The following is a 15617-nucleotide window of genomic DNA, read 5'->3' as shown; positions in this document are numbered from 1 at the left end:
TGAAGAGAAGAAGATGATGGTCGGCCTCACCTTTATGGTAAATGGTATAATCTGTTTAGGAATTCTTTTCGATAAAAAAGTGAAGAGAATAAGGTAATGGTGCACGTCGGAAAATTAAATTATGAAGAATTATTGAATCGATCTGATAGTAAACCAATGGATTTCACCGGTAAACCCATGCGCGGATTCTTGTTTATAGGCGCAGATGGTTTGGATAGCGCAGATGATTTAGATTTTTGGGTAGAAAAATCTTTTGAATTTAATAGACTTTTGAACCAGTAAAGTAATGGTTGTAAATACCTCTTCGAATGCTCCTTGAAATGATTAAATTTACCATGTGAGGAATTTGTTGCCATTTTTGGATTGGGTATCTACCTATAAAAAAGCCTATTTTGTTAAAGATTTACTGGCAGGCTTAACTGTTGGTATTGTTTTGGTTCCTCAGGGTATGGCGTATGCCATGATTGCAGGGCTTCCTCCTGTTCACGGATTATATGCAGCTTTGTTCCCCGTACTTACATATGCATTTTTAGGAACTTCACGAAATATTGCAGTGGGGCCAGTTGCTATGGACTCGTTATTGGTCGCAGTAGGTTTAGGAACTTTGGCAATTACAGGAGTAGAGAATTATATAAAAATGGTGGTTGTATTAGCCCTTATGGTTGGTGCTATACAATTATTGTTGGGTATTCTTCGTATGGGTTTTTTGGTCAATTTCTTGTCCAAACCCGTAATTAGTGGGTTTACTTCTGCGGCAGCAATCATTATTATTCTAAGTCAGTTAAAACACCTTCTAGGCATTTCAGTAGAAAATAGCAATAAGATATATGAGACAGTGCTTAATATTTTTCATAAATTAAGTGAAATAAATTTGTTCGATTTTGGCCTGGGAATCGTCGGTATTGGACTATTGATAGGTTTTAAAAAATGGAATAAAAATATTCCGGGTATACTAATTATAGTAGTCTTGGGCATACTGGCAGTATATGTTTTTAAGATGGAAACGTTTGGAGTTAAGTTGGTTGGCGATGTCCCAAAAGGATTTCCTTCGATTGTAATACCTACGTTGAATTTAGAGGACATAAGGCAATTATGGCCTATTGCAGTTGCCCTAGCTCTTGTGGGATATCTAGAAGCGATATCAATAGGTAAAGCCTTGGAAGATAAAAGTGGTGAAGAAACGATACAGGCCAATCAAGAATTAATAGCCTTGGGGACCTCTAATATTGTCGGTTCTTTATTTCAAGGGTATCCGGTTACTGCTAGTTTTTCAAGGTCGGCTATTAGTTATGATGCTGGTACAAAAACTAATTTATCTGGTATGTTCAGTGTTTTATTGGTCGTACTTACATTACTGTTTTTAACGCCCTTATTTCAATATTTACCAAATGCTATTTTGGCTAGTATCATAATGGTTTCGGTAGTAAATCTGGTCGATGTAAAGTATTGCAAACACCTGTGGAATAATAGAAAAGATGAATTTTTTGTGTTGATGATTACATTTTTTGTAACCCTGTTTATGGGAATTACTCAAGGTATTTTAATAGGGGTTTTATGTTCATTATTACTCATGGTATATAGAACATCTAAACCACATTTTGTTGAGATAGGTAATATTGGAAATTCCGACTATTACAAGAATGTGATCCGATTTGCAGATGAGGTTATCGTTCGAAATGATTTATTGATAGTGCGTTTCGATTCACAATTATATTTCGGTAATTCAGGATATTTTAAAAAAGAGCTTTTAAAGCATATGAAGGCAAAAGGCCCTAATTTAAAAGGAATTATTCTTAATGCAGAATCAATAAATTATATAGATGCCACTGCAGCAGATATGTTAACCAAACTCATTCATGATATTCGTGAAAGAGGTATTCAATTTTATATTGCGGGTGCCATAGGGCCAACCCGAGATATTATATTTAATACTGGAATTATTAAAGAATTACAGCGAGAGTTTTTATTCGTAAAAACGAAAGAGGCGGTAGATTTTTATGATAATCCGAATGAAATTTCACTGTTAGCAGCCAAAGTGGCCTATGAAAACAGTAAAATAGCAAAAGAAAAATTATAGTCGAATTGATTATACCTTGTATTTTGAAGGTTGATAATCAAGTGGTATATTGATAAATATTAGTTAATTATGAACATAGAACAAATATATACAGGGTGTTTGGCTCAAGGAGCATATTATATTGAGAGTGATGGAGAAGTAGCTATTATAGATCCCTTACGTGAGGTTACCCCTTATTTGAAAAGAGCTAAGAACGATAAGGCCAAAATTAAATATATTTTTGAAACTCATTTTCATGCCGACTTTGTAAGTGGTCATGTTACACTTTCCAAAGAAACTGGGGCTCCAATAATTTTTGGACCAACCGCAAATCCTTCATTTGATGCTATTATAGCAAAAGATGGTCAAGAGTTTAAATTAGGTAAGATTACTTTTAAGGTATTACATACTCCTGGTCATACTATGGAGAGTTCCACATATTTATTAAAGGACGAAGAAGGAAAAGACCATGCGATTTTTTCTGGTGACACCCTGTTTTTAGGTGATGTAGGGAGGCCCGATCTAGCACAAAAAGCTGCAGACATGACGCAAGAACAATTGGCCGGCACCTTATTCGATAGCTTGCGTACTAAAATTATGCCTTTATCAGATGATGTCATTGTATACCCAGCGCACGGAGCAGGGTCTGCTTGTGGTAAAAATATGATGAAAGAAACGGTCGATACATTGGGGAATCAAAAGAAGATGAACTATGCTCTTAGGGCAGATATGACTAAAGAAGAGTTTGTAAAAGAAGTTACAGACGGTTTGTTACCGCCGCCAAAGTATTTTCCATTAAATGTAAAGATGAATAAGGAAGGCTACGAGGATATTGAAATGGTTTTAGACCGCGGTACCAGAGGTCTTTCGCCTGAAGAATTTGAGTTGATAGCTAATGAATCAGAAGCTTTGGTATTGGATGTTAGACATCAAGATGAATTTGTAAAAGGCCATATTCCAAGATCAATTTTTATTGGTTTAAATGGGGATTTTGCACCGTGGGTAGGCGCTTTAATTGCAGATACAAAGCAACCATTGTTGTTGGTGATACCAGAGGGTATGGAAGAAGAGGCCGTAACTAGATTGTCTCGGGTAGGTTTCGATGCCTCTATAGGATATTTAAAAGGAGGTATCGAAGCTTGGAAAGCAGCAGGTAAAGAAATCGATGAAATCACTTCTATAAGCGCAGAAGAGGCTAAGAAGATGTTAGACAGTGCTGATATTAAGGTTTTTGATGTTCGTAAGAAAGGTGAGTTTAAGAGCGAACATGTTTTAGATGCTGAAAGCACGCCCTTAAGTGAACTGAATAAGCATTTAGCAGAATATCCTGAGAAGGAAGATTTTTTAGTTCATTGCGCAGGTGGTTATAGGTCAGTTATAGCATCATCAATTTTAAAAAGTCGCGGTATTCATAATTTAATAGATGTAAAAGGCGGTTTTGGTGCGCTAAAAAAAGAAGGCGTTCGTACAACAGATTATGTTTGCCCTTCAACATTTTAAAATAGAGATATATAGGACACTTTATTGTTTGAGAATAATAAAGTGTCCTAGTTTATATAGTATTAATTAATTCCTTTAATTAGGATTTAAATTACGGTGATGTTTAAAAATTTTATTGAGCGTATTGGCCTAATGAATGTTATAATGCTCTTAGTAGTTATTTCTATAATAATTGTATCTGAATTTCTTTTCTTATCTGGAAAGAAATTGGATGCAATCTTTATTGCATTTTGGGCACCAACTATTCTAGGTTTTATGAACTATCTTAAATATAAAAAGTAGTGGAATTTGTTCTAATTTATTCAATTTTCATCTCCATAGTCTTTATGCTGTGGTTGCTTTTTGTAATTAGGATGTATAAGAAAATGAAGGACTAAATCAATCAAAGTTTTCTGACTAAAGAGAGAAAATTGCATTCGGGTTTTTTCGAATATAGCTTTCAACAATTCTTTGTGTTTCTAGCGTATTTTTCTGTGGTATAATATAGGTTTCTAGGTCTTCTATATGTTCTATGGGAGTTTCTTTTGGTACGAAACCGTAACCTGCATAATTGTTTTCTTGAATAATAACAAAGGCATTCTCTTCGGTATTTCGGCCATTTGTTTTTATGACTAAATCTGATTGGATCTCTTTTAAACTTTGTAAGGCCTCTTGTACCCGTTCATTATACGTATTCACTAAGTCTGTGTCAGAGCATATGCCAATGCATTGTTTAATCTTATAATGAGAGCAGCTTGTGACATTTTCTTGAAGGTGACAATATTTTGGGCAAAGTTCAAAGGTGTTGCATAACGCTTCTAAATACTGCCTGGCTTCAGTTGGACTGTAACATATGGCAAGAGCATTAGGGGTCATTTTTATTTTATTGAAGGCTAAATGAATTATGCCATTACGGTCTTCATAACTAAATATTCCATATTGCTGTATGGACCTTTTTTGTGCACTATTATATTTAGGGTAATGGTGCTTAATCTCAGCAGATTCTTTCAATAAGGCGATTAACTCATTCCCAGTTTCTTCAAAGTCTAAAGAGGCCGTTTCTGAACAAAGTGTAATTTCTTTTGTTTTCTTATCATAAAAATGGCCTAAAACCCTTTTTTTAATGTTAATGGCCTTTCCTACATAAATAATTTTTCCCTTTTCATTTTTAAAATAATACACGCCAGGGGTTGTCGGTAGTTTATCGTACTCCTCTTTTGGCAATGCAGGTGGTAGCGTTGCTTCTTGTGATTTTGAGTTTAAGAATAATTTGAAAACACTTTCAGCATTTTCAGACCTTAAAAGTTTATGAAACAATAATACAGTAGCTTGGGCATCACCTCTTGCTCTATGGCGATCGGTTAAAGGAATACCTAAAGCTGCAGTTAATTCACCTAAGCTGTACGAATTATAACCTGGCAGTAACTTCCTTGAAAGACGTACAGTACAGAGTTTTTTTCTAGAAAATTCACGCCCTAGTTGTTTAAACTCATTTTTGATAACGTTATAATCGAAGTTTACACTATGCGCAACGAAAATCATGTCTTTTGTAATTGCTTCAATTTCTGGTATAATGTCTTCTAGTACAGGTGCATTGCGCACCATGTTATTGTCGATGCCCGTAAGGCTTGTGATAAAAGTGGATATTTCACATTCTGGATTTACCAATGAGGTATATTCATCCACAACCTCATGACCATCATATTTAAATATGGAAATTTCGGTTATTTTGTTGCCCTTTATACCGTTTCCGGTAGTCTCTATGTCTATGATGGTATACAATTACGATAAGAAATTTGATAGGTAAAGTTAGCGAATTTGAAAGATAATTTTGATGAAGTATCTACTATGTATTTTAAAGACAATTTAAAATTTCAATGTTTTTTCTACATTTTCGAATGTAAGTGGTCGACGTTTTCTAAGGTTAATTTTTTGGCATTTTAATTATATGTAAGATTTAATTTACAATACTTGAATAAGCCTTTTAGCTTAATTTGTAAGATGGTAATTCAACGATTAGCCAAATGATACTGGTGATTATACCGAACAACGATTTTGCTTGCATCATATCGATAGAACCCAAAATTATTAAACTTAGGCCTTAGTTTTATCGTGAGAAAAGATGAGTTGTCTTTTTTTTTGTCCCAAATCTTACGTGTTCATTAATTTAAAAATTAGAACCAACATAAACCAATTTTCATATTAATCTCAATGGTGATTTTTATGAAAGGCTAATTGAATATTAAATGGATTCAATCCAAGAGATGGTGAATAGTTTACCTTTTTTAACTATTATTTCAGCGATTCTTGCTTACGTAATGGCTACAAGGTTCAACCTTTATCCTGTTATAATTTACGTTTCGAAGACAAAAAAATTAATGGATGAACCTGAGGAAAGAAGCGTTCATACTGATAAAGTACCTAAACTTGGAGGTATGGGTTTATTTATTACATTCTCATTAACACTTTTGCTATTTGTACCTTTTCTTAAAAATACAGTTTCAGATTTAAGTAATTTACTTTCCTTACTCTCTACAACAATCATATTACTATTTTTAGGTATTAAGAATGATTTAGTTTTTATGACGACTAAAAAGAAATTAGTAATTCAATTAATTGCTATTTCTATGGTTTGTGTGCTTCAAGATGTTAGGATAACTGATTTTCATGGCTTATTAGGTATAGGTGAATTGCCATACTTTGTTTCGATATTGTTCACAATTTTTGTTTTTGTTTTAGTCATAAATTCCGTTAATCTAATAGATGGTATTGATGGTTTGGCTGCTTCTATTTCAATCTTGGCTAGCCTTGGTTTTGGAATCGCTTTTTTTATGGCAGATAATTTCATTATGACCTTACTATCTGCCGTTTTAATAGGTTCCTTGCTAGGTTTTTTAAAGTATAATTTTTCTGATGACAGTAAAATTTTTATGGGGGATTGTGGCTCTTTAATTGTAGGATTCTTATTGGCTTATCAAGGAATAAAGTTTCTGAACATTAATCCAGAGAATGTTCAGTTTTATAATTCTAATAATTCCGCCATATTACTATTAGCAATTTTATCTTATCCATTATTCGATTTACTTCGTGTGTTTGTTGTTCGAATGATGCAAAAGAAAAGTCCTTTTGTTGCAGATAGTAATCATATTCATCATCGATTATTGCGACTTGGCCTTAATCATAAACAAGCTACATTTTTACTTTTTGTGAGTAATTTTACCTTGATAATTATTACTTTTTTTACAATTGATTTGCAGATTAATTTAAGTTTAATTGTTGTAGTCTGTTTTGGGTGCTTATTATATCTTCTGCCTTTTCTGGGTGTTTTTGAAGAATTTGAAGAGAAAGTAATAGTTGCTGAGGTGCCTAATTCAGAACGAAATGTATTTTCGAATCCTAATTTAAGTTCCAAAGTATCACAATCAGAAAATGAAGTTGAAGAAAGTGTTATTAAGTTAATCAACCTCGAAAAGTCAAATGGGTTTAAATCCGTGTTTGAAACTCAGAACAAAAATCTAACTTCTAAAAGAGTTCAAGAAATAGAAACTTGGACGAGAAAAAAAAGAGTTCCATAAGTGGGGATGCTAGTAAAATGTAACTAGACTATAATAAACCTGAACATCATAATTTATACGTTGAAACAAGGTAGTGGTCTCCTTTCCGTTCCAACCAATAATTTCTTCTAAATAATTGTCTATTGCCGGTCCGCCAACATCTTTAACTGTATGTATACCTCTTGGCTATTTGTCATTAATTGAAGACCCTAATATTGAAGGAGGCCAAGAAAAAACGGTTTCCGTATCGGTGCCGGTAATGTATTGGTAATCGTATTTATTTTTAGAAAGTTGTCCACCTTCAAAACCAGAGCTAAAAAGTAATATAGCGGTACTAGTTTGCGATGTTGACGGTAAGCCCTTTGTTGCATTAGTTGCAACATTGGTCTTATTTACTTTTTTTTAATGCGTTGGTAGTACTATTATTCACCATGGCAACAGGTTGTAGGTTGTTGTCTTGAGCAGTATTTAATTGTACTTTTTGATTGGTGTCACGTATTACATACTCTGATACTAAATCATAGTCCTTACCACAAGAAGATAAGCTTAAAAGAAAAATAATGGTAGCTAGAGGGACGAAAAAGGTTCTGGATAATTTAAATTTCATGTAAAGGCTAAAATAATTTTATGGCTGAAATAGTAACGCATTTCGAAAATATTTAAACTTTATCCATTAACGATGAAAAGTTCGTTTTATTCGATGAAATGCACTATAAAAGTTATTATGCCTAATTGTTGATAACATTTATGAAAATTTCATAAGCATATTGACTTATGTTGTATAACGTTTGAATAGCTAAAATTGCTGTGGAAGTGGCAGCTATGACGGGCAATTGTGTTTATTTCTATATGTTTTTAGTGCAGATTCATTTATCGCTACTACCAACATTATGAATTATTATGTAGAATAATATACCTTATTAGAACCACTGAATTTAAAGTAACCTTAATGTTCAGGTAAACTTAAACCAGATTAATGAACCCATCTTTGTAGCGAGTTTAGATATAGTTTGAGTGAGTTAAATAACCGATGCATCTTTTATAGTGTGTCGGTTTTTTAATATATCTAATTATTAGGATGGAAAAGTGGGCAAATAATTTTGAAAAAACCAACTAGGTGGTTACGCACTAAAGATTCACCTTTATTTCGTTAATTCTATAGATTTGAATTCTTAAGAAATTTTGAAAAATTTGAACAATCTTTTCTTGATGTTCTTCAGGAATACGACCACCAATGATCCAATTTTTTTGAATATGCTTGGTGCTTTTCACATCAAATTCCATCAATAAGCATTCTAGAGCTTCTTGGCGGGTTTCATCGTTCATTTTACTGAACATTTGTTTTATATTTTCGGTCATGGTTGGTAAAGGTCGTTGTCAAAAGTAAATAAAAAACCTATTCTAAAAACTAACTTTTAACGATAGATATCACCAAAATTAATATTATTGAATCTTTCTATTGATTTAGAGGCTTGGTACGATTCAATTATTAAAGTCGATTCTTGAGTAGAACTTTGCGATGAAGCTTAAAATGAACTTGTTAGTGGGTATGTGTCATCTAATTTTTGGTTTTCAGTAGTAACTTTGAATTTATGGTATATGGAGATTACAAGTTTTCGCTTTAATTTAAAGTAGAGCTTTGTAAGAATAGAATAGTAGTTCTTAAAATGTGTTAATGATTTTTATATGGATGAAGATTTAAATTATAGAACATAAGTGTGCATTTAAATGTGATAGAAATAAATTAAGAAGGTAAAAGTATAATTGCTTAGAATCTTTCAATTGCATACCATAATATGAACAAGAAAGTTCTATTAGTAGGGGCTGATTTGGGGAATCAGGAACTTCATAATTATTTTGGTATGGGTCTAAAAACTAGAGGTTTTACCGATTATCTCTTGAACCCAAGTAGTGATTGGAAAGATTATGTATACCAAGGCTTAAACAATAGTCTGGATCATAGAATTTGTTTAAGTGGCGATGTACCACCAAATGCTCCTCAATTGTTATCTGGTAAGGCTTTTGAAAACTTTATTTCAATGATGAATGAAGTCTCCATACCAGTAACCGATACCTTGTTGATTGCTGATTATGTCGATGCCACCTTATTTGTGGCAAGAGCCGGCGTTACCGATAAAACGGTCTTACAAGAGGCTAATGAACTTAACCGTAGAGATAAGTTAAAGAATATGGCATTTGTTCTTAACGATACGCAAATGAGTACTAAAGATTCGTATTCATACTCGTATAAAGACAATTAGAAAACTAATAGAGATATACATTAAAAAAGGGCTCACAAAGAAATTTGTTGAGCCCTTTAATTTGTAATGTATTAAAGTTGATAAGTTTAAGATTCAACTTTTTTAAATTCATCATTTTGAATTCTATTTTTAGATTTAAAAAGTTGTCCACTTATTATGTTTAATATCAGAAAGGTTACAACCAAATACTTCTTACTTTTATAGGGTGCGCTATTGCACCCTATAGTTATACGAAGCTAATTGGTTTGCAATACAGTTATTCTAAACTAAAAATGAGACAATCTATGAAAACACTTTTAAGAATTTTACTTGCTACGGTGTTGTTTGGATCGCTGTCAATGAAGGCGCAACAAGACACCAACCCAAATGTTATTTTAATTACGTTAGATGGGGTTCGTTGGCAAGATGTTTTTACAGGGATCGACACTACTTTATTGAACAGTAGCTATACCCATGATAAAAATGCCCTGACCGAAAATTTTGTTGGGTCCTCTATTGAAGAAAATAGGACGCTATTAATGCCTTTCTTCTGGAATACGATAGCCAAAGAAGGACAATTGCATGGTAATAGAACTAAAAATAGTACCGTGAACCTTACCAATAAAATGATGTTTTCATACCCTGGGTATAACGAGATACTAACGGGTAGGGCAGATGATGCAACCATTGATAGTAATGATAAAATATATAACAAAAATGTTACCCTATTAGAATTGGCGAATACTACTGAAGCTTATACAGGTAAAGTTGCCGGGTTTGGTAGTTGGGATGTTTTTCCGTTCATCATAAATGATAAGAGAAGTGGTGTGCCCGTAAATGCTGGATATATGGACGCGACAGGAGATTTAAACGATAGGGAACTATTTTTAAACGAGATTCAACGCCAGGCACCTGTTATTTGGGAGAGCGTAAGGTTGGATGTTTTTACGCATCAGTATGCGAAAGAATACATGAAAAAGAACCATCCGAAATTGGTATTCATCTCTTATGGTGAAACAGATGATTTCGCTCATGACGGCCATTTTGATTTTTACACGAAATCATTACATAACACAGATGCATTGATTGCCGATTTGTGGAATTATGTGCAAACGGACTCCTTTTATAAAGACAATACCTATGTTATCATTACTACGGATCATGGCAGAGGAGAAGGTATAGAAGAAGGTTCTAAATGGACAAGTCATGGTATCGATGTTGCAGGGGCAGAACAAACGTGGATTGCTATTTTAGGTCCTGATGTTAAGTTTACTGGTGAAGCAAGTAACGAGCAATTGTACACCACTCAAATAGCACCAACCGTAGTAAAGATCTTGAACATGAATATAGACAGTAATAGGATGCCTGCACAACCCATCGATTTTAAGAAGCCTTGAGTATGTCTTAAACTGCTAATACCTATGCTGAGGTAACTTTTACTCCAGTTGATATTCAGGTAAAGTTAAAAGGCCCCTATGCCCTATATTTGATATAATTGAGGCGCTTATTTCTACAAAGCTTCTTGTTTACTATTGGGCATAAACTCTTTACGAATTTTGTGATTTGCAATTTTGTTGGAAATTATTTTTTTATATTGTAATAATGTAAGAAATATACTGCATTTAGTTTTGTTGATCCAAATTTATATAGGAAATTGAATATATAGTATACATAAATAATCCCCCACTATGAAAAATAAAACTATTTGTATAATTGATGATGACCCTATTTGTGTCTACGGTACAAGGGTTCTACTTAACCACAATAATTATTTTGGTTCCAATATTTTGGTTTACGAAGATGGTTATGAGGCACTGGTAAACCTTTCTGCTTTGGTGATTTCTGGAAAAAGTTTACCGGATGTTATTTTATTAGATTTGAATATGCCGGTCATGAATGGATGGGAATTCTTAGATGAATTTGTGAAATTGCCATTAGAAATTAAACCGCAAATTTTTATAGTTAGTTCTCACTTTGAATTAAGTCAAATCAATAAAGGGAATAGTTATGGTATTGTTAGTGATTATATTTCAAAACCATTGTTAGGGGCCGATCTTGCTGATTTATTTGAAAGTGTAATGACTGTGAGTATTTAATGAGTAGAACAAGCTAATAGAATTGATCTTTTATAATATATATAAGTTGATTAAAGGTGTATTGGTAAGGTAGTACCTGAGCTATTAAACAAAATAATTCAATCAAGTAAACTTGCCGAGCTTTAAATTTTCAAATCATAAACATGGTGTTTAAAATTTTAGATCCAGATATTACTCAGAATAAATAAAAGCTCATAGGGGGTCTAGTAACTTTATTTTGCAATCACCTATTAATTTGGGTTTTGTGAGAGGTAAAATTTTTTACTCACCGAATAGGTGACTTTTGACTACAGTTTTTTTTAGTAGGTTCTAAAAAAATCGGTTATCCGGTTTGAACGTAAACCATTAGAATTCTATGCTATCCCTAGCTACAATGGGTAGGGTATAATTGCCATATTCAACAACTATGTTGCCTTGGCCGATGATTTCTGTTCCCGACTTATCTAAGCCAGAGTTAAATAGAAAAACTTTTTCTAACTTCTTAAAGTCTTTGAGCTTGTTCAGGTTTTCTTCTTTAAATGTTGTGTTGCTAAGGTTAATGGAGGTTAGATGCTCGAGCATTTTTAAACGTTCTATTTGGCTGCCGGTAATTGTAGTATTATCTAATTTTAGAATCGTAAGATGAGGTAAACTTGCGATGTCTGTAAAAATAGCATCCGTTATTTGAGTGCCCCCAAGGTCGAGTACTGCTATTTGGGATGCTACAGATTTTAGCAATTGAAAATCACTATCATTAAAACTTTTTAAATTAAGTGCGGAGACTTTTAAATAGTGGGTATTCTCACTCATTGTATTTAAATGAAGTCCGCTATTTTTTATCCTTAGTATACTATCTTGAGATGCAGCAGCAATTGCTACATCTGGATAATCTGTTTGTATGATTGTTGGAAAGAAAGATTGGAAGAGTGATTTTTCTAACCCTAGTTCTCCTATAGTTTTATCAAACGAAATACCATTCTCGATCCAAACACCAATTAGTTTAATAGCTTCTTTTGAGGGTTGTTTTTTTCCATCTGGCGGCATATGGTTGTCGTCACTCTTCGGTAATTCCATTCGAATAAATAAATCGCTTTTATCTGCATGGCTAGTTAATACCACAGGACCATTTTCACCGCTTTCTAAGATACCTTCTTTTGTGTTTAAAAGTAGTTCTCCTTTTGCTTTTTTAGCATTGTGACAGCTTACGCAATTATTATTGAGTATGGGTTGAATAACAGCATCATACAAAATGGCAGCTTCCCAATTCTCATCGGTAAGCACTATTTTCTTTTCTTCAAAAATTTCGTATCCCAAGGCAGACTTTAGTGAATTGGGTAGGGGTTCTATCAAATAATCTCCTCCATGCGTAATATTACCGCCTTGATGCCCTGTAAAGGAAATCAGGATAAAAATGAGCACAGATAAAACCAGCACTGGAATCTTTGTTAAAAAAGGCACTATGGATTTATCTTTTAGCTTCGCCCACATTAAGAAAGAAAATAGCGCAGTGGCAATACCAGACCATAAGTGAACTTTTATAGAATCGAAAGAATAACCTTCCCCTAAATAGTGTAAATATCCTGTGGCACAAGCTAAAACAGCGAAATACCCTGTCCATAAGTAAATTAAAGATATCAAGTGGTTAAATTCCTTTTGTTTTCTATCATAGAACTGTAACAGTAATCCGACGATAATAAACCCAATGGGCAAGTGAACCACTAGCGGGTGAAGTCTTCCAAAAAGTTGTTTTAAAACATCCATAGTGGCAAAGGGTTACTCGATATTCATTCGTTCTTTGATTACCTTCATCATATAGAGGTTCGCCTTCCATTGATTCGCTACCGGTGCTCTGGTATAGGGTAAAGTTGGCATATAATCAGCAGGTCCGAATTCTGTAGTGAGCGTAAATATATTTTTGGTTTCCCAGTTTTTCCTGATTACTTTTTCCCAGATATCTAGATGTCTATCAACGGCCTTTTTCCATTCGGGCGCTTCTGGGTCATTGACTTGTGGCCCTTCTGCATGTCCTACACGTGCATGTAAGTGTTGTGTGCGTTCTAACACTTTTTCAAGCGTATTATCTTGTCCTTCCAGTAAAGATTCGTGTACCACCATCCAATGGCTTATGTCTAGATTTAATTTAAGCTCGGGTATTTCAGATAAATAGATTTTAGTATCGGACAGGTTAAAGCTAAAACGCCCTCGGTGGGTTTCGTGATATATTGGAATTTTACTTTCCTTCGCAATTTTGTTGGCCATGTCAATAAACGCTTTGTTCTGTTCAAAAGTGAAAAAATCACTGCCTGTATGGCAATTAATATATACAGGCCACCACGTGGTCAACATTCTTAAATGCGCTTCATAGCTTTTTAGGCTCTCTTCAAAGGGTAATGATTTATTAGTACCGTTCAAAAATGCCACTTTTAAATTGTGTTTTTTTAATGCCGCCTTTAAATTATTTTGATCATCTACTGTGTTCGGAAACCAGATTTCAATTCCATCATATCCGGCAGCGGCTGTCTTTTCGCAAAAAGCATCCCAAGAAATAGTACGCCCCCAATCGGTTTGAAAAAATTGAATCGATTTTTGTTCTTGACTGCTACCCTCACTAGCGATAAGCAATAATGCTAAAATAAAAAGGTGTCGTAATTTGGTCATAAAGTACAGGTTGGTATTATTAAATCGGAATTAAGCCAGAATTTCACGAATGACTTCTCCTTCCACATCTGTTAATCGAAAAGGTCTACCTTGAAAATCAAACGTAAATTGTTCATGGTCGAAGCCAAGAAGATGTAATATTGTTGCATGAACATCATGAACGGATACCCTGCCATCTACCCCAGAAAAACCGATGGCATCGGTCTGACCGTGAGAAGCACCTTTTTTAATTCCTCCGCCGGCCATCCACATGGTAAAAGCATCACCATGGTGATCACGCCCTTTAAAGCCCATTGTTTTCCCTTCCCGGTTTTCCTGCATAGGGGTTCTGCCAAATTCACCACCCCAAACGACTAAAGTATCCTCTAAAAGTCCGCGTTGTTTTAGATCAAGTAATAAGGCACTCATAGGTCTATCGATTTCTCGACATTTATTTTTTAATCCTAAATCAACTGCTGTACTGGCATCGGTACCATGGGCATCCCATCCCCAGTCGAACAACTGAACAAAACGAACACCATCTTCAACTAATTTACGAGCTAAAAGGCAGTTATTAGCAAAGGATTCCTTGCCTGGTTCTACACCGTACATGTCTTTAATATGTTGTGGTTCGTTATTAATATTCATTACCTCTGGAACAGCAATCTGCATGCGATACGCCATTTCATATTGATTGATTCGTGCTAAAATTTCTGGGTCGGCATATTTTGCGTATTCTTTTTTGTTGATGTCATTAATCGCATTGATGGTATTCTTTTTTAAATCGCGAGATATACCATCGGGATCATCGATATATAATACAGGGTCACCTTTTGATCGACATTGTACACCTTGATAAACAGAAGGTAGAAATCCGCTTCCCCAAACACTTTTACCTGCGCTAGGTGCCTTGCCGCCAGAAGTTAGAACCACAAAACCGGGGAGATTTTGATTATCAGAGCCAAGACCATAGGTAACCCAAGACCCAATAGAAGGTCTACCCAATCTAGCACTACCCGTATGCATAAATAATTGTGCGGGACCGTGGTTGAATTGGTCGGTATGAACGGCTTTTAAAAAGGCTACCTCATCAACCACTTTTTTGAAATGCGGTAAATTATCGGAAACCCAATTGCCAGATTTCCCCTCTTGTTTGAAGGTTGCCTGTGGACCTAATAATTTAGGTGTACCTCGTATAAACGCAAACTTCTTTCCTTCTAAAAGTGATTGTGGACATTCTTGATTATTAAGCTTTGCCAGTTCGGGCTTGTAATCGAACATTTCTAATTGTGAGGGGGCGCCTGCCATATGTAAGTATATAACATTTTTCGCTCTGGGTGAAAATGGAGGTGGCAATGTAGCCAACGGATTTAAGTCTCGTTCGGAGAAGCCTGAGTTAATACCAGCTATTGATTTACCCGAGCTCAATGGGTCACACCCCATAAATATTGAGCTTAATGCTAGACCACCCATACCTGTAGCGCATTGTTTTATAAAATGCCTACGGGTCTTGGTTTCTAGTTCTATTTTAAGTTTTTCTGCTATGAGCCTATCTATATTATTTTTCATAGTAGTT

The 15617-nt window shown here is 34.5% G+C and carries 14 protein-coding genes; 8 read left to right on the top strand and 6 right to left on the bottom strand.

Annotated elements, in window-relative coordinates; genetic code table 11:
• Positions 1-96 precede the first annotated feature (96 nt).
• From AACZ41_RS12655 to AACZ41_RS12640, 4 genes are all read left to right on the top strand, one after another.
• Positions 97-282 carry a hypothetical protein gene (locus AACZ41_RS12655; protein ID WP_339628862.1) on the top strand — a complete coding sequence of 62 codons (186 nt, stop codon included), beginning with the start codon at positions 97-99 and terminating at the stop codon, positions 280-282.
• 55 nt (positions 283-337) lie between these two features.
• Positions 338-2077 carry a sulfate permease gene (gene sulP / locus AACZ41_RS12650; protein ID WP_339628861.1) on the top strand — a complete coding sequence of 580 codons (1740 nt, stop codon included), beginning with the start codon at positions 338-340 and terminating at the stop codon, positions 2075-2077.
• 69 nt (positions 2078-2146) lie between these two features.
• A complete protein-coding gene (locus AACZ41_RS12645) occupies positions 2147-3556 on the top strand; it encodes an MBL fold metallo-hydrolase (RefSeq protein WP_339628860.1) in 1410 nt (469 codons plus the stop codon).
• Between the two features lie 99 nt (positions 3557-3655).
• On the top strand, positions 3656-3838 hold the full coding sequence (locus AACZ41_RS12640; protein WP_339628859.1) for a hypothetical protein: 183 nt from the start codon (positions 3656-3658) through the stop codon (positions 3836-3838).
• Between the two features lie 114 nt (positions 3839-3952).
• Here AACZ41_RS12640 and AACZ41_RS12635 read toward each other — a convergent pair whose 3' ends face one another.
• The gene (locus AACZ41_RS12635) at positions 3953-5317 is read right to left on the bottom strand and encodes an exonuclease domain-containing protein (protein WP_339628858.1); all 1365 of its coding nucleotides are present in this window, start codon (positions 5315-5317) and stop codon (positions 3953-3955) included.
• Between the two features lie 464 nt (positions 5318-5781).
• Here AACZ41_RS12635 and AACZ41_RS12630 point away from each other — a divergent pair, with 464 nt between their 5' ends.
• Positions 5782-7110, top strand: coding sequence for an MraY family glycosyltransferase (locus AACZ41_RS12630; protein ID WP_339628857.1), 1329 nt, complete (start codon positions 5782-5784; stop codon positions 7108-7110).
• A gap of 367 nt (positions 7111-7477) precedes the next feature.
• Here AACZ41_RS12630 and AACZ41_RS12625 read toward each other — a convergent pair whose 3' ends face one another.
• Both AACZ41_RS12625 and AACZ41_RS12620 read right to left on the bottom strand, forming a co-directional pair.
• A complete protein-coding gene (locus tag AACZ41_RS12625; protein WP_339628856.1) occupies positions 7478-7696 on the bottom strand; it encodes a hypothetical protein in 219 nt (72 codons plus the stop codon).
• A gap of 521 nt (positions 7697-8217) precedes the next feature.
• Positions 8218-8415, bottom strand: a complete 198-nt coding sequence (locus AACZ41_RS12620) for a hypothetical protein (protein WP_339628855.1) — start codon at positions 8413-8415, stop codon at positions 8218-8220.
• Positions 8416-8885: 470 nt separating this feature from the next.
• On the opposite strand from AACZ41_RS12620, the gene AACZ41_RS12615 reads away from it, so the two are divergent.
• From AACZ41_RS12615 to AACZ41_RS12605, 3 genes are all read left to right on the top strand, one after another.
• Positions 8886-9350 carry a hypothetical protein gene (locus AACZ41_RS12615; RefSeq protein WP_339628854.1) on the top strand — a complete coding sequence of 155 codons (465 nt, stop codon included), beginning with the start codon at positions 8886-8888 and terminating at the stop codon, positions 9348-9350.
• Between the two features lie 284 nt (positions 9351-9634).
• Positions 9635-10726: a phosphoglyceromutase gene (locus AACZ41_RS12610; RefSeq protein ID WP_339628853.1), complete on the top strand. Its 1092-nt coding sequence runs from the start codon at positions 9635-9637 to the stop codon at positions 10724-10726.
• 291 nt (positions 10727-11017) lie between these two features.
• A complete protein-coding gene (locus tag AACZ41_RS12605) occupies positions 11018-11425 on the top strand; it encodes a response regulator (protein WP_339628852.1) in 408 nt (135 codons plus the stop codon).
• 345 nt (positions 11426-11770) lie between these two features.
• Here AACZ41_RS12605 and AACZ41_RS12600 read toward each other — a convergent pair whose 3' ends face one another.
• Genes AACZ41_RS12600 through AACZ41_RS12590 form a run of 3 tightly spaced genes read right to left on the bottom strand, consistent with a single transcriptional unit; the run spans position 11771 to position 15610 of the window.
• Complete coding sequence (locus tag AACZ41_RS12600; RefSeq protein ID WP_339628851.1) at positions 11771-13165, bottom strand: c-type cytochrome domain-containing protein; 1395 nt, start codon at positions 13163-13165, stop codon at positions 11771-11773.
• A gap of 12 nt (positions 13166-13177) precedes the next feature.
• Entirely contained in the window at positions 13178-14062 is an 885-nt protein-coding gene (locus AACZ41_RS12595) for a sugar phosphate isomerase/epimerase (protein ID WP_339628850.1), read from the bottom strand.
• A gap of 30 nt (positions 14063-14092) precedes the next feature.
• Positions 14093-15610, bottom strand: a complete 1518-nt coding sequence (locus AACZ41_RS12590) for a DUF1501 domain-containing protein (RefSeq protein ID WP_339628849.1) — start codon at positions 15608-15610, stop codon at positions 14093-14095.
• Positions 15611-15617 lie beyond the last annotated feature (7 nt).

Origin of the sequence: uncultured Maribacter sp. (genome assembly GCF_963974015.1) — a bacterium.
Classification (GTDB): Bacteria; Bacteroidota; Bacteroidia; order Flavobacteriales; family Flavobacteriaceae; genus Maribacter.
This window is presented reverse-complemented; position numbering and strand designations above follow the sequence as displayed.